Source organism: Psychroflexus aestuariivivens (genome assembly GCF_004010055.1).
Lineage (GTDB): Bacteria > Bacteroidota > Bacteroidia > Flavobacteriales > Flavobacteriaceae > Psychroflexus > Psychroflexus aestuariivivens.
The window spans coordinates 24,710-41,607 of record NZ_RQVT01000043.1; the positions used below are offsets into that span (position 1 = coordinate 24,710).

The window sequence follows — 16,898 nt, forward strand, 5'->3', positions numbered from 1 at the left end:
TAAATACCATGATAAAATTTAAAATAGTTTTACCAGTATTAATGCTTTGTTTTTTGATGTTATCTTGCAAAGCTTTGATTTATAAACTCAATGTGCCAGCGACTGTAAAAACAGAAAAACTAGTCAATGACGAAGGTCGTGAAGTTGTGATTTTCGAAATGGCTCATCTCGCTAAACCCAAATTTTATCGATCAGTTTCAGAAAAAATCGAAAGTTTACGTCAAGAAGGTTATGTGGTTTACTTTGAAAGTGTAGAATTTGAGCCTACACAAGATAGTTTAACCAAAGACAGGCAAAAAAGAAAAGTGCGAAAACTTTTAGGTCATGACTTAACCACCGATTATAAAGACTCCACCAATCTTTCTTTGCCCAAACATTTTGGTAATTCCAAATATGTGATGCAGTCCGTTGAAAACATTGGTTTAGATTTGGAGTCTGATAAATTGGTAGATTTAACTGCCCAAGAAATCATAGAAAAATACGAAGCAAAATATGGTGAAATGGAGTTAAATGAATGTGATTTGAACACGGATTTTGGGGAAAAATACGAATGCACAGAAGCTGGAGAAGTAGATTCATTTTATGCTTTAAATACCATTCGCGAAGATTATATTGCAGAATATGTTTCAGAATCTTCAGATCAAAAAATCGCCTTGGTCTATGGCAAATCTCACCACTATTTTATAAGAGCCAATTTGCGAGATTTAGCTGGATTTCAACCTGTAGATTGAGTTAACAGTTACCTCTTCCGACTTTCAATAATCCAAAAGTTGTCTGAAGTGAAATTTAGGCAACTTTTTTGGCTTATGATTTCAAGCTATATTACAATTTTGCAATTTTCTCTTTGTCTAATGAAATTAAATTTTTTGTCATTTCAATTAAATAATCTTGGAAGTATCTTTTACGTTTATTTTGCGTGTGCGTTAAAACGATAAACACTAAATCTTCATTTGGATGATACTCCAAACCATTCCTGAAACCGTCCCATAAACCATTGTGATAAATTATGCGTTCATTGTCCTCGTTTTTTAAGCGGAATCCCATGCCATAATCTGGGTCTTCATTTTTTAGGTCATTACCAAACATTAAATCCACGGTTTCTGGTTTTAGGATTTCACCGTTTTTCAGTTTTGTAAACCACATAAACAAATCATTCGAAGAAGCATAAACTCCCTTATCTCCAAAAGCATTGTTATGAAAACCAGCAGGTAATTTAACGTAAGATCGGCCGTATGGTTGATAACCATTTAGCACCTCTGTTTGGTTTTTTTCATTTAAATTGATAAAAGTTTCGTCCAGGCAATGCGGTAAGAAGAAAGTATCTTTCAAATAATCTTTCAAAGTCTTTCCTGAAACTTTTTCAACAATGGCGCCTAAAACCACATAGCCAGTATTGCTATAACTGAAATGCTTACCCGGTGAAAAATTCAACCGATTTTCAAAACTATTGATGAGGTCAATAACTTCCAAATTATCTGGTGCAATTTCAGAATCCCAGTATCGCTCGGTGAGATACATATAGTTCCAAAGGCCAGAACGGTGTTTGAGTAAATTTTTTACTGTAATATCTTCAAAACGAAAATCTGGTAAGTAGTTTTTGACAGGCTTGTTGATATCTATATTGCCTTCTTCATGAAGTTTCAATATAGAAGCTGCGGTAAATTGTTTACTTACGGAAGCCAATTGAAATGACATTCCAGGTGTAAGCGGCTCTTTTTTGATAGGATTTTTATAGCCAAAATCTTTTTGATAAATAATTTGGTCTTTATAAGCGACTAAAACGCTGCCGTTGATGTCATAAACTTTAGCCTTGCGACTGACCAAACTGTCCAAGATTACAGTTTCTTTCTTAAAGACTTTTGCGTAATTTGGAGATTTAACAATTGGTTTCAGATCGACTAATTCTTTTTGAGACTTAGATTTGTCTTCAGAATTTCCAAATGCAAGACTTTCTATTGTTGAGTATGTAAGAAAAGCAGTAATGCCGATTATGCCGATAAACTTAAAAAACTTCTTTTTATTCAATTTCATATTCCAAAAACTCTATTTGTTTTAAATTTCACCGCTGACTCGCAGATGTGAAATTTTGTTTTTATATAATATAACCTATTAGGTTCTATTTCACAAAAATGTTTGCAATTATAACTTGATTTTTAATTATAATGAAAGGAAAGTATAACTTTAACGCTCCATCTTCACTGCTAAACTTTTAAAATAGGGGTTTTTTGCCAATGTGATGCTAGTTTTTGTAACGAACTAAACAAAACATCAAAATTATCAACTACAAAATAATCCTCTTGCATAACATCAGTTCTGAATCCTTTTTGAATAATTTGCTCAATGTCGTAATTTAGAAAATTAGCTTTCATCAAATCGATTTGATTGGTTTCACCATATGAAGACAAAATCCCAGCACCGTAAGACTTAATTTTATTTTGTTCAGAAATCACTCCAAATTCTATGGTGAACCAATACAAACGCTGCAATTGCAAAAGTCTTTCTGGTTCACCGATGAATTGACAGCCTAGCTTGCCAAATTCATAGACAAAATCTGAAAATACTGGATTACTCAAAAGCGGAACGTGTCCGAACACATCATGAAACATGTCTGGTTCTTCCAAATAATCTAAGCTATTTTTGGCGCGCAACCAAGTTGATGAACAGAACTTTTTTTCAGCTAAAAGTTGAAAAAAATCCTCTACTGGAATTAAGCCAGGCACAACTTGAAGTTCCCAGCCGTTGTGTTTTGAAAACCAATCATTGATTTTTTCAAAATCAGGAATTTCATCAGCATTTAAAACTGGTTTCATTCGCTCCAAAGCTTGGATATAAGCGGAAGATGCTTTCTGTGGAATGTTCTTCCTTTGTCTCTGGAATAAAGTTTTCCAAACCCATAAATCATCTTGGGTGTAGCTCGTCATTTGTTGTTTATCTTTCATTTTTGAACAAAAAAAATCCCGATTCAATTGAATCGGGATAGAGTTAAATATTTATTTAAAAATCACATACTAACTACCGATTCTGGGTGCAGAATTGAATAATAGTAATATGTGTGAATCGTAAATTGCATAAATACAAATCTAATTTTTTATTTGAATTAGACAAATTCAACTTTTGTTAAATTTGTTTATTGCTTGTTATAAACTTCTAGTCGGTTTCCACTTCTGAAAATTTCTAATTCCTCACCTTCGTTTATTAAATTGAAATTGATATTTTCTTCAGGTTGAGTTGAACTACTTGGCATTAGTAAAATATTTTCTTCATCTATAATTTCCCAATCTCCATTTATTATTAAAGCAGTTTCACAATTTGAATTCTCATTTTCAGAAAATGTTGTTTTACTATAAGTCTGATCGGAAACGAACCTATATTCAATGTCTTCTTCACATTCAATTTGGTTTACAAGTGTTCCGTCCTCTTGATAATAATTTAAACTCCAAGTACCATATAAATCATTACTAACAGTCGGTCCTGATGGGCCGCCATCATCATCACTAGAACAACTTATTGTGAATATGGCAACGAGTAATACTAGGCTTGTTAATTTCAATTGTTTAAAATTTTTCATTGTTATTGTTTTTTGTGTAATTTAAAAATTAAATCGATATCCTAAAGCAAATTGGTTGTAATTAAATAGATTTCTGTTGGTATAATCTACATAAAGTCTACCGCCTAAGGCATTGGTGTACGCGCCGATTATTATGTTTCCTGTCAATACAGAATCTTCATCATTATAAAGGTAGCCGCCACCTAAACCAGCATACGGTCGGATATCTAATTGACTAGATATTTTGAATGGGTGAATGGCATTAATAGCTGCACCAAATGAAATCGGGTTCGATGGTGCAAAACTCAGTTCTGGTAGAATTTCGAAATTGCTGTTTTCAAAACCATAATGCGCTCTTGCACCGAAATTCCAAGTTGTCTGGCCTCCAAAATTTACACCTGTAAAGGCTGAAAGACCTTTGTAAATAAGAACGGGAGTTATTTTCGATTCACGCTCGTTATCAATATAAGTTGTGTCGTTGAAAAACTCTCTTTTATAAATGGTTTTAGTAATACCAGATTCATCAGTGACCTCACGAACTTCACTTTCACTAGAATCAGTGTCTTCTTCAACAGGCTGATTTCCTTCTGTGGTCACTTCATTTACAATTGTAGTTTTAGATTTGTCTCTAGAAGTTCTTGAAGAACTTGAATTCTGAATCTTACGATTGTTCTCTTCAATTTTAGACTCCAATTCTTCTAGTTTTCGAAGAATTTTATCAGTTTCAGAATCTTCTAATTCAGACTTATCTTTCATTTCAGATTTACCTTGAATACTGTCAGTTTTGATAACCAAAGTATCGTTAGAAATTTGTCTTTCCAATGCTTTTATGCGTGCTTCCAATTTAGATTTAGTCGCATCAGAATCTTCTTGTTTTGTTTTTTCATCGTCATCCTCCATTTTATCTAAAATTCGAGTAATTAAATATTCAAATTCTAGTGGTGACATACTATATTGTCTGTCTTCAGTTTTTGAAGGTTCTGCTTTTTTCTCTTCTATTTTAGTCTCAGATTCTGGAAGCTGTCCGCGACCTTGACGTTTGTTACGTCTTTGTAATTCTTCTACTTTTTGTAAATCTTCTTTTGCTTGTTGAGATTCTTCTAAAATCAAAATTGCTTCCTCTACATCATCTCTTTCGTAGGCACGCTCTAAAGCTTGATCCAAAGAATCTATTTGCTTAGTGTATTTCGATTTCAGTTCATTTAGTTTTTCTTCATTAGCTTTTTGTTGAGCTGCCAATTTCTTTTCGTATGCATCTGTCAACTCACGCTCTTTTTCATCTACCGCACGATTTACATTTTCTTCGTAAATGTCTTCTGGATTCTCGGATTTTTTACCCAATTGTATGCTTAGCCCAAGACTGTATTTTATATTGGTTTGCAAATTGTCTGTATTACTAACGTCTTCTATATTTTGACCGCTAGTCAAAAGTCCGCTAGCACTACCATTTATAGAAACATTTCGTCCTAATGGAATTTCAAGTCCCAAACCACCTTTAGCGAATTCAGTAGATTCTGCTGAAGTATTATTTTGTCCAACGTAAGAGCTTTCGTAAACATTTAGGTAACCACCACCAAGGATAATATAAGGAATAACGCCATTTCCATCGTTTAGATTGGCACGCAATTCCATACCATACATAGCCAAATCATCAAAATCTGAAGATAATTCTTCGTTTTCTGTGGCTTGAAAATAAAATCCTCTTAAACCAATATATTCATTGAAATCGAAACCTAAATAACCTCCCATGAACCAAGAATCTCTATAAAAAGAATCATTGTCGAAGTCAACATAAGCGGCAGCTGGTTCAAAAACAAATTGAAAACCTTTGAAACCACCTTTAAATTTATTCAAATAAGCTTTGTCTAAGTCAGATAATTCTTCAGGAGATCTTCCACCTAAATAAAATTGAAGAGAAGCCAAGGCACTCCAATTGTAAAGTCTGTTTGACTCAAAAAAGCTATCGGCTAATCCCATTTCATCACGCTCACCGTCTGACAGAAGTGCCAATCCATTATTGGCGTTAAAAACTGTGTTTTTGCCTTCTAAAGTTAATGTAGTTCGTTGGGAAATATTGAATTTGATACCCAAACCAGCAGAGGCGTAAATGTTTTCGGTTTCAGTGCCAAAATCAGTTTCAATTTTTTGAACACCACTACCTAAAGTTATGAAGGGATTCAAACGTCCAGTACCGATGTTAGCTTTCAATTCACCTCCCCAACGTGTTAAATCTATATCATTATTTTGATTTAAAACAGTTTCATAATTTGAGGGTAAACCGAAATTTGAAAAATCTCTTTTTAGATCTATACTTTGTTGATATAGTGCCCTAACTTCGAGATATTTGCCAAATCCAAAGCCTAATGTTCCTCCGACTAAATAGTTATCTTCCAAACCTGCTTTGTCATCCCACCAAGTATATTCTGCATTTGGAGCGAAGGTGAAACTAATATCGTTCACTTGTGCTCTACTGGAAAACCCAAAAAATAGGATAAAACTAAAAATGAATAAACTGCGTTTTAAGTAAATGTGTTCCATGTTTGTTTGAAATTAATTTTTATTATAAATTTTTTTAGTTAAAAAAAATAAATCGTACAGATAATTAGACAAATATTTTTATATAATGCCGAAAATATGAAAATATAACTACAAAAGTTTAATTATGTTAAATTTATATTTAAGTTTGAAAACCTCTCATTGAAGTTCGTAAATACTTTTAGCTTTATGAAAATATTAAAACCTAATAAACAGATGAAAGTCAATAAATTATATCTAAGCTTAATTGTCGGACTCATGCTTTTTGGTATTTCCAACGCTCAAAATCAAAAACCAAGTAAAGTTATTGTGTCTGAAGCTGACTTAGTTTCATTGGTGAAAATTCTAAAGGCTCATCAAGATAAAAATACAGAACAAAAATCGGCTTCACCTGACTTTGAGCCGAAAAGAATTGTTCAAGTGCAAAATAAAAACAATAAAGAAATTCAGGTGAATACATCTGAACAAGAACGCTTGTACTCTGAGATAAGAGAAATTAAGGCCAAACTTAAAGAATTATTGAATAAACCAGCTCCACAACAGAGTTTTACAGAATCAGATCAAAAGCAAAATTCTACAATTATTAATAATACGATAGAAACCAAAGGAAGTCAAACTTCTCAAAAAGAGAAAGCACCAACTTCTAAAACAAATCCTGATTCAATATCAAATACGCAAGAAGTTTTGCTAAAGCGTATAGATTCTATTTTGAAACCTAGAGAAGTTAGGCAAAATAAACTTGTTGAAAATCAAACTTCAGATAACGCAGATTCTAAAATAAAAGATGATAAAATTCTTGAAAAATTAGACTTGCAAAATAAGCTAATCGATTCTTTGATTCAACGCCAAAGCTTGATGGAGAAGCGATTGAGCCAGAATACTTCTGAAACAAAAACCCTAGAAAGGCTGACATATAGCGTGTTTTTTGATCACGATAGTCATCAACTAGATTCTAAGTACAAAAGTAATTTGGATAAAGTTGCAGCACTTTTGAAGTCTGATGCTCAACTAAAAGTTGTTCTAAACGCCTACGCGAGTCAAACTGGCGACGCCGAATACAACAAGAAACTTTCAATGTTACGCGCCGAAGCTGTCAAATCTTATTTGAAATCTAAAGATATTTCAGCCGACAGGATTTTGTCCGATTACCATGGCTCAGATCCTAGTTTGGAAGCATCTAGCGCAAGACGTGTGGAGATTTCTTATCGAAAGTAAATCAGTGATTACTTAGTAAAACCTCTCAAGATTTTGTGAATTTTAGGAGGTTGAATAAAGTTTAATTTAAACTTTTAAAAAGTATGACTGCTCGTTATATCTAATTTTCTTTTCATAAAAATTTCCAGAAATAAGCATTTTTAAAAATTGCCTGAAACATTGGTTTTGCTAACTTTGCCGATGGTGAAAACTGGGTTAGGGATTGAGGCTTTGTTGGAGCTCTTTCAAGGTTTTTAGAATCTTGAAAAGCGACTGCCGAAAGCCCGCCCTTGTTGCTTTTTGCAACAAGGGAACCCCCAAATAATTAAAACAAGATATTATGTTGGAAGTCAGAAATATAAGTGCAAATAAAGCAGATTACATCTTAGCTTTAAAAAAAAGAAATTTTGAAGCAGAAAGCATTTTTGAAGAGATTTTGAAACTTGATGAGAAACGCAGGTCTACACAAAAACAGCTTGATGAGATTTTTGCAGAATCGAACAAATTATCCAAAGAAATAGGAATTTTATTCAAAAGTGGTGAGGTGGAAAAAGCCAATGCCATGAAAGCGAAAACGGCTAATTTGAAGTCCGACTCTAAAGCTTTATCTGAAAGTATGGACCAGGTTTCTGTAGATTTACAAAACATGCTTTATCAAGTGCCAAATGTGCCGCACGAGTCTGTTCTGGCGGGACAAGATGAATCTGATAATGAGGAAATATTTGCTGAAGGCGACATTCCAAAATTATCCGAAAAAGCTTTGCCGCATTGGGAATTGGCAAAAAAATATGATTTAATTGATTTTGAACTTGGTAATAAAATTACAGGCGCTGGATTCCCAGTATATAAAGGCAAAGGCGCAAAATTGCAGCGCGCGCTTATTGCTTATTTTCTAGATAAAAACACAGAGGCTGGTTACAGCGAAGTGCAAGTGCCACTTTTGGTCAACGAAGCGTCTGGTTATGGAACGGGGCAATTGCCAGATAAGGAAGGGCAGATGTACCATGTTGGCAATGATGATTTGTATTTGATTCCTACCGCAGAAGTGCCAATTACCAATATTTATAGAGATGATTTGCTGAATGAAAAAGATTTGCCGATTCAGTTGACGGGTTTTACGCCTTGTTTTAGACGCGAAGCGGGAAGTTACGGTGCGCATGTTCGTGGTTTAAATCGCTTACATCAATTTGATAAAGTCGAATTGGTTAATATTGTAAAACCGGAAGATTCTTATCAGGTTTTAGACGATATGGTGTCGCACGTCAAAACACTCTTGCAAGAGTTGAAATTACCTTACCGCATCCTTAGACTTTGCGGTGGCGATTTAGGATTTACGTCTGCATTGACTTTCGATTTTGAAGTTTTTTCTACAGCTCAAGATCGATGGTTGGAAATTTCTTCAGTCTCCAATTTTGAAACTTTTCAAGCCAATCGTTTGAAAATACGCTACAAAGATGCAGATAAGAAAAAACATTTGGTTCATACATTGAACGGAAGTTCACTGGCTTTACCGCGCGTTTTGGCTGGTATTTTGGAAAATTACCAAACTGATGATGGGATAAGAATACCTGAAGTTTTGGTGCCTTATACTGGATTTGAGTGGATCAAATAAGCTTGGAAAATTTAATATTTAAAGCTATCTAATTTTTTCATAATTTTAGCCCATTATTCAAAACATAATGGGCTTTCGTTTTTCTAATATTAAATTAGCATCCAAAAGATTGCGAAGACAATATCGAGGAGAATTTTGCTTGAACTGTAGTCACAGGTTGGATGTTTCTGATCGTTTTTGTCCAGAATGTAGCCAAGTGAATTCTTCAAAAAAAATTAGTCTACGCGATTTAATTGAAGAGTTACTCGCTTCAGTATTTTCTTACGATTCCAGATTGCAACGCTCCCTGAAGACTATTTTCTTATCACCAGGTAAAATTACAGAAGAATTTATTGCGGGGAAACGAACCAAATATGTCAATCCGTTTCGTTTTTTTATTAGCGTTTCTATTATTTTCTTTTTGGTTTTCAATTGGATGGAATCTACAGAAATTGAACCGCTAAATATTAATGGGGATGATAAAAGTGAAATTTCTAAAAATCTTGCCTCTAGAGATGTTGGTAATTCAAATATAAGTTTTGGAAAGGAATCTGACAGATTGTTGGATTTTATGCGTAACAACTCAAAAAACAACTATACCAACGCAAAACAAGAACTTGGATTTGAAGATACTTTCGGTATGAAAGTGTATTATAATTTTGTTTTAGGAGGTTACAAACTCACTCAAAATCCTGCTGCATTCTTGAGCTTTATACTTCCAAAATTGCCGTTCTTCTTTTTCTTTTTTATTCCTCTTTTTACTTTATTTAGTTGGTTATTGTATTCTCAAAAAATGTTGAATTATGTGGATCATTTAATTTTCAACTACCACCAGCAATCTGTGATGTTTATTGTTTTATTTGTGTCTTTACTTATTGATTTTAGCTTCGGCTTGGATATCGTTAGCTTTGCAATTCTAGGTTATGCTTTTTATCTCTACAAAGCATTTCGGCGATTCTACAAGCAAAGTCGTTTCAAAACAATTTTAAAAACAGGTTTACTCTCATTCATTTATTTTGTGAGTTCATCCATCGTGATTTTCTCTATGATTGTAGCGAGTTTGGTGTTCTTTTAGGTTGAAACCATAAAATATTGAACTACACTCTAAATCTCTTCTGGGGCGAGTTCAACTTCTAGACCGTCTAATTGTTCTGTGATTGGAATTTGGCAAGCGAGTCGGCTATTGTCTTTAACGAAAAAAGCTTCTGCCAGCATGGCTTCTTCGTCCATTTCCATATCTGGTAAATCTGTGTTCGATTTTACATAGCATTGGCAAGAAGCGCACATCGCCATGCCACCGCAGATTCCAATTGTGCCTTCTGGAGCCAATTCGTAGGAGCGAATAACTTCCATAAGATTCATAGCCATATCGGTTGGTGCATCGACTTCATGTGTTTTACCATCACGATCGGTGATTTTAATTCTGATGTCTTCCATGCAGTTAATCGATTGCTTTTACGACAGATTTAGGCGCTTCTTTTTTAGAACCATCGAAACCAGTCACGCCGCCAACTGTGGTGTATTTCATCACATAACGTTTGTCTGGATGAATTTTTTGAAAAGCGCTTTGGCACATTAAGGTTGCTTCGTGAAAGCCACATAAAATTAATTTCAATTTGCCAGGATAAGTATTTACATCGCCAATGGCGTAAATACCTGGAATGTTGGTTTGATAATCTAAAGTGTTATCAACTTTTATGGCATTCTTTTCAATTTCCAGCCCCCAATCTGCTATTGGTCCTAATTTAGGTGACAATCCGAAAAGAGGAATGAAGTAATCGGTTTCGATTTCAAAATCTTCTTCAGGATTATTGTTTTTTCTAATGGAAACAGATTTTAAATGTTCATCGCCTGTGACATCGACGACTTCGGCAGGTGTAATTAATTTTATTTTGCCCATGTCTTTGAGCTCCTTCACACGATCAACCGATTCTAAAGCACCGCGGAATTCATTGCGACGATGAACCAAGATGACTTCCGATGCAATATCGGCTAAATAGATACTCCAGTCCAAGGCCGAATCCCCGCCACCAGCGATAACGACAGACTTATTTCTGAACTGTTCTGGGTCTTTAATCATGTACTGAACACCACGATCTTCAAAATCTTCTAAACTTTTTATAGGTGGTTTTCGTGGCACAAAACTTCCTAAACCACCAGCAATTGCAATAATTGGCGCGTGATGTTTGGTGCCTTTATCAGTGGTTACTATAAAGCTGCCATCGTCTTGCTTTTCGATATCTTGGGCTTTCTCACCGAGTGTGAATCCAGGTTGAAAAGATTTGATTTGCTCCATTAAATTATCTACCAATTCACCAGCTTTTACTTCAGGAAAACCAGGAATATCGTAGATTGGTTTTTTGGGATATAATTCTGAAAGTTGACCGCCTGGTTGCGGTAATGCGTCAATTAAGTGACATTTCAATTTTAAAAGTCCGGCCTCAAAAACGGCAAATAATCCTGTTGGACCAGCACCTATAATCAATATATCAGTTTTAATCATAATCAAAAATTAAAGGTCAAAATTCATTAAAATTTTGAAAATTACTAATGATAAAAATCAAGTTATGCGTTATTGAGCAAAAGCAGAACTAGCTTTTACGTTAATGACTTCTTCGATTTGTGGTGCATGCTTTTTAATTGTCATTTCCACACCAGACTTCAGTGTCATTTGGTTGACAGAGCAGTCAACGCAAGTGCCTAATAATTTCACTCTCACGCGTTTATCATCCTCGATGCCTAAAAGCGCAATATCTCCGCCATCATTTTTTAAAAAAGGACGGATTTCTTCAAGCGCTTGTTCTACTTTATCTCGTAATTCTTGACCTGTCATATCATTTTTTATTTACTGCACTGCAACCTGCCATCGTGGTAATTTTGATCGCTTCGGTTGGTGGCAAATTTTTATTTCTGTTCACAACTTGCTGTACCGTATTTCTAGTAATTTCTCCGAAAGCTTCACTTAAAGGTGTACCGTCCTGCAAAGTTGCTGGGCGTCCGACATCACCAGATTCTCTAAGGCTTTGCACGAGTGGAATCTCACCTAGAAATGGAACATCCAAATCTTGAGCAAGATAACTGGCGCCTTTTTCACCAAAAATATAATATTTATTCTCTGGTAATTCAGCAGGTGTAAAGTAAGCCATATTTTCAACAATTCCTAAAACTGGTACATTGATACTTTCTTGTTGGAACATCGCAACGGCTTTTTTAGCATCTGCTAAGGCTACATTTTGCGGCGTACTGACTACAACAGCACCAGTAATTGGCATAGATTGCATTATGGATAAGTGAATATCACCAGTTCCTGGAGGAAGATCAACTAATAGAAAGTCTAGTTCACCCCAATCTGCATCAAAAATCATTTGATTCAAGGCTTTAGCAGCCATCGGTCCTCGCCATATCACGGCTTGGTCTGGTTTGGTGAAAAAACCAATAGACAGCATTTTGACGCCATGATTTTCTATAGGTTTCATTTTGGATTTGCCGTCCACCTTTACTGAAAGTGGTTTTTCGTTGGCTACATCAAACATTATAGGGCCAGACGGGCCGTAAATATCTGCATCTAGTAAGCCAACTTTGAAGCCTAATTTTGATAAACTTACAGCTAAATTTGCCGTAACTGTAGATTTTCCAACACCGCCTTTACCAGAAGCTACAGCGATGATGTTTTGGATACCAGGAATAGGTTTTCCTTTAATTTCGTTGACTTGTTTTTTTTCAGGTGCTTCAACGCCGACTTTCACTTCAACTTTTGCTTTTTCGTAAACGTGTTTGTGGATGGCTTTCATAACATCTACTTCCGCACGTTTTTTGATGTGAAGTGCTGGCGTTGAAAGTTTCAAATCAACTATGACTTCATCACCAAATGTGACAATATTTTGAACTGCACCACTTTCGACCATATTTTGACCTTCGCCAGCAACGGTAATAGTTTCTAGTGCTTTTTTGATATCATCTTTATTGATTTTCATATACAATAAATAATTCTAATTAAGATTTATTCTAAATGCAAATATACAAGTTAAGAATGTATTATTTTATGATTTTGTGTGATTTAAGGCGCTTGTTAGAAATAAATTAACGTGAGTTGTAATTTTAGAACTACATTCTAAAGAACCATAAGATTACAACCACGAATGTCGCTGTGGTCAAAGCGACCTAAAATTTCAAATTCCTGAGTATTTACTTTTTTTCCTAAATCTTGAGTAGCTATAAAAGAACAAGAGTGAATATTTGCTAAATCGATAACATTGATGCCCCCAGTTTTATGTTTGTCTAAATAATGAAATGGATCTTCTGGGTCACGAATCATAATTTTCATGTGATTAGGACAAGAAAATAAGCTTTTGCCTTTGGAATATGCCTGTGAAAGTAGTTCTGTCATACCGTATTCACTGTGAATATTCTCGACACCAAATCCTTTGGAAAGATGCTCATGCAGCTCTTTTCTGATCATTTCTTTTCGTCGACCTTTCATGCCACCTGTTTCCATTACAATGGTATTTTTTAATTGAAATTGGTGTGTTTCAACTAAATCTAACAGTGCAAATGAAACGCCAATGAGAAGTATTTTTTTATTTCTCTGGTCTATTTCAATAAGTTTTTCGGATAAAGAATCGAGTTCGTCAAGGTAAAATCCACTTTCTGAAAATAAACTGGTTTTGATGAAATCATCTACCATATATATTAATGAGGAGCCTTTTCTTTCCAAATATGAAGGTAATAATCCGATGATAATATAATCTTGAATATCACCATAGAAATCTTCAAAAGTTGTTTGAAAACTCTTTTTGTAGATTTCTAAATTTTTCACATGATGTTTGCTTTGTTGCTGACCTGTGGTTCCACTGCTTAGGAAAGTGATTTCAGGATTGAATTCACCGGAAACAACATTGTGAGATTTGAAAAATTCTACAGGCAAAAATGGAATGTCTTGTAGTGTTTTGACGTTTTCAACATCAGTTTGAATCAAATCGCAAAATTCTTGATAAACTTTGTTTTCAGCATATTGAAATTTGAAAACTTCCAAAGCTAAGGCTTCAAATTTTTCATCTGAATTGATCTTGAAAATCTGGTTGAAATCCATTGTTGTCTTCTTCTGTGTCAAAAATAAAAAAAGCGTCCCGATTTGGGACGCTTTAGAGAATTTAAAAAACTTTGTAAAATAAAAATTATTTGATAATCAGTTTTTTAGTAACTGTATTGTTATTTTGTTCAATTTTGACCAAGTAAACACCAGTTTTCAAATTAGTAACATTGATTTCTTGATTGGTTTCAGCTTTTAAAACTGATTGGCCAAGTAAGTTGAAAAATTCAACATTTAAGCTTTCGCCAGATTTTGTTTCAATATTGACCAAACCGTTTTTAACTGGGTTTGGATACAAAGCAAATTCAGAATTTTCAAAATTTCTGTTGTTCAAAGTGGCGTTTAGGTCTTCGGAGTTTCTGATAAAAAGTTGCCCAGCGTCATCGAATTCGCTTGCAACACCAGCAATATTTGAAGTTGCAGTAGGAATGATTTCTCCAATATAATCTGCACTGAAAAAATCTGTTCTCGTAGTGATTGTTTCTGAACCATTAGTAAGGCTATAGTTTGTGCCTGTTTCAAAAACTACGGTTCCATCAGCTTCAGCGATAGAGACGTTTTCAAAACCGATTAATTCAGATTCGTAATCATTGAAGTTAGCGATGAAATCTGATAAAGTAACGTTTTGTGGTAAAACCGTTGAATTTCCTGCGATTGTACCAGCATCTGCTGTTGGGATGAATTGTAAAACACCATTGAATTCAGCAGTATAGCCAGTTAAGCCTTCAACATTGTCGCCTACCATATATGCATCATCTGCAATAACGCCATCTTCATCATAAATCATGATTCCAGAAGGTGTGTTGTCTTGGAACCATTTTCTGTTGTTAAAACCATCAGCATGAGTCATCACTGATGCTCCTGTAATGATATAGTAAGCACCAGTTCCATTTACTTCAACATCGGCTCTTAAAGCAGTAATATTAGCAACTTCGGTTGCAGAAGCTATTTCAAAAGTAACTTGATCTGAAGCAACTGAATTTCCACCAGAAATTACATCTACAGTAACATCGTAAGAACTTCCCATAGATACTGATTGAGTAAAAGGGGAACTAACATCATTTGAAGTTGTGCCATTTACAGTAATATCGATTGTGGCGTTGTCTGGCAAATTTAGAGTTGAAAACTGAATATCGACTTCACTTAATGTAGGAGAAAGGACGGCTTGGTTTTGTGGAGAATCAATAGAAATTGTTGGAGTGCCAGTTCCAGTAAAGCTTGTCCAACTCACATTATCGATAGCAACTTGACCTCCATTCGGATTGAAAAATCTGATAACAATATCACCGCCTACATTGACATTAATATCTCCAGAATTCAAGGCAACTCCTTGTTCTTCTGAAGAAGTAACGGTTGTGATTAAACTATTATTTACGTAAACTTCTAATTCAACGTCAGTTGAGAAAGCCTGTAAATAGTCAAAGTTTAATGTTCCAATACCATTAGCTATAGTTCCTGATTCTACTTCAGCATCGGGTGTTCTATTGCGTCCTAGCATGATTGCTTGATCACCATCTACAACACCGATATCTCCTCGAGATTGTAAAAAAGTCCAAGTAGACCCGTCTTGGCCAGTAAAGCTTCCATCAGAATAAGCACTACCAGACAAGTCAACATTGTCGAAAGTTTCAAGTCCTTGTCCAAACATTAATGTTGAAGCAAAGACCATCAACATCATCATTGTAATTTTTTTCATTTGTATAGGTTTTAAGATTTACTGCAAAAATAATCAAAATATAGAAAGTTTAGGCTTTACCATCTGAATATTAGCGTATTTAACCATTAGTTAATATGGAGAAGCCTTTTAAAATGCTAGGGCTTAAGTGATTTTGAAATTTTATTTAGAGAAATAGCTTCACGCAAATTAAATTAACATTAAGTCATAGGTTTCTTCTTAATCTGCATAAAATACTTTGTTAACAATCGGGTAACATCATCGGCATGCTTAGCGAGTAGATTTGTCGAAACAAAAAATCAAATTAAATCAAATTAAAATGAAAAAATTATTTTTATCAGTAACGATTTTAGCCACGTTGTTTTTGGTGTCTTGTTCGGACGACGATGACAATGTAGGTGGAGGAGGTAACGACGATCCAGCAGGAGAGATTGTTGTCTCAGGTTCTATTGAAGAGGACGTGACTTGGACAAAAGACAACATTTACATCTTAAATGGTAAAGTTGTTGTTGATGGTGGAGCTACGTTAACCATTGAAGCCGGAACAGTTATTAAAGGTGAAGAAGGTGTGCAAACTCAGGCTTCAGCTTTGGTAATCGACAGAGATGCAACTTTAAATGCTAATGGAACTGCTGGCGAGCCAATTATTTTCACTTCAGTATTAGATGATATTGAACCTGGTCAGAAGACAAGTCCAAACTTAAGTGTTAATGATAGAGCGCTTTGGGGTGGTGTTATTGTCTTGGGTAATGCGCCATGTTCATTTGAAGGTGATGCTACAGAAGAATTGATAGAAGGTATTCCTGCGGGTTCTGGTTACGGATTGTATGGTGGAAATGACCCTGCAGATAGTTCAGGTAACATTGAATATATTTCGATCCGTCACGGTGGAGCTAACATTGGTGAAGGAAACGAAATCAACGGTTTGACACTTGGTGGAGTTGGAAATGGTACTACAATCAATCACATCGAAGTTATTGCTAATCTTGATGATGGTGTTGAGTTTTTTGGTGGAACTGTTGATGCTTCAAATATTGTAGTTTGGGGAGTTGGAGATGACGCTGTAGATATTGACCAAGCTTATAGTGGTACAGTGTCAAATGTTGCAATTGTGATGAACAATGTTTCAGATCACGGTTTGGAAATCGATGGTCCAGAAGGTTCAGCAACTGGTATGTATACTTTGCAAGACGTAACTATTTTTTCAGATGATTCTGAAACTGGGTCAAACTCTGGAAACAGAGAATTTGCTCAATTCCGTTCAAGT

Annotated in this window: 15 protein-coding genes; 5 read left to right on the forward strand and 10 right to left on the reverse strand. The window is 34.9% G+C overall.

The genetic code is table 11. The features are described from left to right. Window positions 1-8 precede the first annotated feature (8 nt). Window positions 9-731, forward strand: coding sequence for a hypothetical protein (locus tag EIG86_RS07420; RefSeq protein ID WP_127845537.1), 723 nt, complete (start codon window positions 9-11; stop codon window positions 729-731). Window positions 732-822: 91 nt separating this feature from the next. Here the strand turns inward: EIG86_RS07420 and EIG86_RS07425 are convergent, their stop codons facing one another. The 4 genes from EIG86_RS07425 to EIG86_RS07440 all read right to left on the reverse strand — a co-directional run bounded on the left by EIG86_RS07425 (window position 823) and on the right by EIG86_RS07440 (window position 6,085). Beyond that, window positions 823-2,031 (reverse strand): serine hydrolase domain-containing protein, encoded by a 1,209-nt coding sequence (locus EIG86_RS07425; RefSeq protein WP_127845538.1) that lies wholly within the window; start codon window positions 2,029-2,031, stop codon window positions 823-825. Between the two features lie 170 nt (window positions 2,032-2,201). Further along, the gene (locus EIG86_RS07430; protein ID WP_127845539.1) at window positions 2,202-2,939 is read right to left on the reverse strand and encodes a phenylalanine-4-hydroxylase; all 738 of its coding nucleotides are present in this window, start codon (window positions 2,937-2,939) and stop codon (window positions 2,202-2,204) included. Between the two features lie 188 nt (window positions 2,940-3,127). Beyond that, a complete protein-coding gene (locus EIG86_RS07435) occupies window positions 3,128-3,568 on the reverse strand; it encodes a lipocalin family protein (RefSeq protein WP_127845540.1) in 441 nt (146 codons plus the stop codon). A 21-nt stretch (window positions 3,569-3,589) separates the two neighbouring features. Further along, window positions 3,590-6,085, reverse strand: a complete 2,496-nt coding sequence (locus EIG86_RS07440; protein ID WP_127845541.1) for a hypothetical protein — start codon at window positions 6,083-6,085, stop codon at window positions 3,590-3,592. 186 nt (window positions 6,086-6,271) lie between these two features. On the opposite strand from EIG86_RS07440, the gene EIG86_RS07445 reads away from it, so the two are divergent. The 3 genes from EIG86_RS07445 to EIG86_RS07455 all read left to right on the forward strand — a co-directional run bounded on the left by EIG86_RS07445 (window position 6,272) and on the right by EIG86_RS07455 (window position 9,942). After that, entirely contained in the window at window positions 6,272-7,297 is a 1,026-nt protein-coding gene (locus tag EIG86_RS07445; RefSeq protein ID WP_127845542.1) for an OmpA family protein, read from the forward strand. Window positions 7,298-7,616: 319 nt separating this feature from the next. Beyond that, on the forward strand, window positions 7,617-8,888 hold the full coding sequence (gene serS / locus EIG86_RS07450; RefSeq protein WP_127845543.1) for a serine--tRNA ligase: 1,272 nt from the start codon (window positions 7,617-7,619) through the stop codon (window positions 8,886-8,888). Between the two features lie 67 nt (window positions 8,889-8,955). Further along, window positions 8,956-9,942: a DUF3667 domain-containing protein gene (locus EIG86_RS07455; protein ID WP_127845544.1), complete on the forward strand. Its 987-nt coding sequence runs from the start codon at window positions 8,956-8,958 to the stop codon at window positions 9,940-9,942. A 29-nt stretch (window positions 9,943-9,971) separates the two neighbouring features. Here EIG86_RS07455 and EIG86_RS07460 read toward each other — a convergent pair whose 3' ends face one another. The 6 genes from EIG86_RS07460 to EIG86_RS07485 all read right to left on the reverse strand — a co-directional run bounded on the left by EIG86_RS07460 (window position 9,972) and on the right by EIG86_RS07485 (window position 15,652). After that, window positions 9,972-10,304: a 2Fe-2S iron-sulfur cluster-binding protein gene (locus EIG86_RS07460; RefSeq protein ID WP_127845545.1), complete on the reverse strand. Its 333-nt coding sequence runs from the start codon at window positions 10,302-10,304 to the stop codon at window positions 9,972-9,974. Between the two features lie 4 nt (window positions 10,305-10,308). Continuing rightward, on the reverse strand, window positions 10,309-11,370 hold the full coding sequence (locus tag EIG86_RS07465) for an NAD(P)/FAD-dependent oxidoreductase (RefSeq protein ID WP_127845546.1): 1,062 nt from the start codon (window positions 11,368-11,370) through the stop codon (window positions 10,309-10,311). A gap of 69 nt (window positions 11,371-11,439) precedes the next feature. Beyond that, window positions 11,440-11,700, reverse strand: a complete 261-nt coding sequence (locus EIG86_RS07470; protein WP_127845547.1) for a NifU family protein — start codon at window positions 11,698-11,700, stop codon at window positions 11,440-11,442. A 1-nt stretch (window position 11,701) separates the two neighbouring features. Continuing rightward, complete coding sequence (locus tag EIG86_RS07475; RefSeq protein ID WP_127845548.1) at window positions 11,702-12,841, reverse strand: Mrp/NBP35 family ATP-binding protein; 1,140 nt, start codon at window positions 12,839-12,841, stop codon at window positions 11,702-11,704. Between the two features lie 137 nt (window positions 12,842-12,978). Next, the gene (locus tag EIG86_RS07480) at window positions 12,979-13,956 is read right to left on the reverse strand and encodes a LuxE/PaaK family acyltransferase (protein ID WP_127845549.1); all 978 of its coding nucleotides are present in this window, start codon (window positions 13,954-13,956) and stop codon (window positions 12,979-12,981) included. Between the two features lie 85 nt (window positions 13,957-14,041). Beyond that, window positions 14,042-15,652 (reverse strand): T9SS type A sorting domain-containing protein, encoded by a 1,611-nt coding sequence (locus tag EIG86_RS07485; protein WP_127845550.1) that lies wholly within the window; start codon window positions 15,650-15,652, stop codon window positions 14,042-14,044. A gap of 298 nt (window positions 15,653-15,950) precedes the next feature. Here EIG86_RS07485 and EIG86_RS07490 point away from each other — a divergent pair. Beyond that, on the forward strand, window positions 15,951-16,898 hold a 948-nt coding region (locus EIG86_RS07490; protein WP_127845551.1), incomplete at its 3' end, for a hypothetical protein.

Bases quoted from the DNA above. Each gene is read 5' to 3' on its own strand.
- EIG86_RS07420 (WP_127845537.1), top strand. From the start codon at position 9: ATGATAAAATTTAAAATAGTTTTACCAGTATTAATGCTTTGTTTTTTG.
- EIG86_RS07425 (WP_127845538.1), bottom strand. From the start codon at position 2,031: ATGAAATTGAATAAAAAGAAGTTTTTTAAGTTTATCGGCATAATCGGC.
- EIG86_RS07430 (WP_127845539.1), bottom strand. From the start codon at position 2,939: ATGAAAGATAAACAACAAATGACGAGCTACACCCAAGATGATTTATGG.
- EIG86_RS07435 (WP_127845540.1), bottom strand. From the start codon at position 3,568: ATGAAAAATTTTAAACAATTGAAATTAACAAGCCTAGTATTACTCGTT.
- EIG86_RS07440 (WP_127845541.1), bottom strand. From the start codon at position 6,085: ATGGAACACATTTACTTAAAACGCAGTTTATTCATTTTTAGTTTTATC.
- EIG86_RS07445 (WP_127845542.1), top strand. From the start codon at position 6,272: ATGAAAATATTAAAACCTAATAAACAGATGAAAGTCAATAAATTATAT.
- serS (WP_127845543.1), top strand. From the start codon at position 7,617: ATGTTGGAAGTCAGAAATATAAGTGCAAATAAAGCAGATTACATCTTA.
- EIG86_RS07455 (WP_127845544.1), top strand. From the start codon at position 8,956: ATGGGCTTTCGTTTTTCTAATATTAAATTAGCATCCAAAAGATTGCGA.
- EIG86_RS07460 (WP_127845545.1), bottom strand. From the start codon at position 10,304: ATGGAAGACATCAGAATTAAAATCACCGATCGTGATGGTAAAACACAT.
- EIG86_RS07465 (WP_127845546.1), bottom strand. From the start codon at position 11,370: ATGATTAAAACTGATATATTGATTATAGGTGCTGGTCCAACAGGATTA.
- EIG86_RS07470 (WP_127845547.1), bottom strand. From the start codon at position 11,700: ATGACAGGTCAAGAATTACGAGATAAAGTAGAACAAGCGCTTGAAGAA.
- EIG86_RS07475 (WP_127845548.1), bottom strand. From the start codon at position 12,841: ATGAAAATCAATAAAGATGATATCAAAAAAGCACTAGAAACTATTACC.
- EIG86_RS07480 (WP_127845549.1), bottom strand. From the start codon at position 13,956: ATGGATTTCAACCAGATTTTCAAGATCAATTCAGATGAAAAATTTGAA.
- EIG86_RS07485 (WP_127845550.1), bottom strand. From the start codon at position 15,652: ATGAAAAAAATTACAATGATGATGTTGATGGTCTTTGCTTCAACATTA.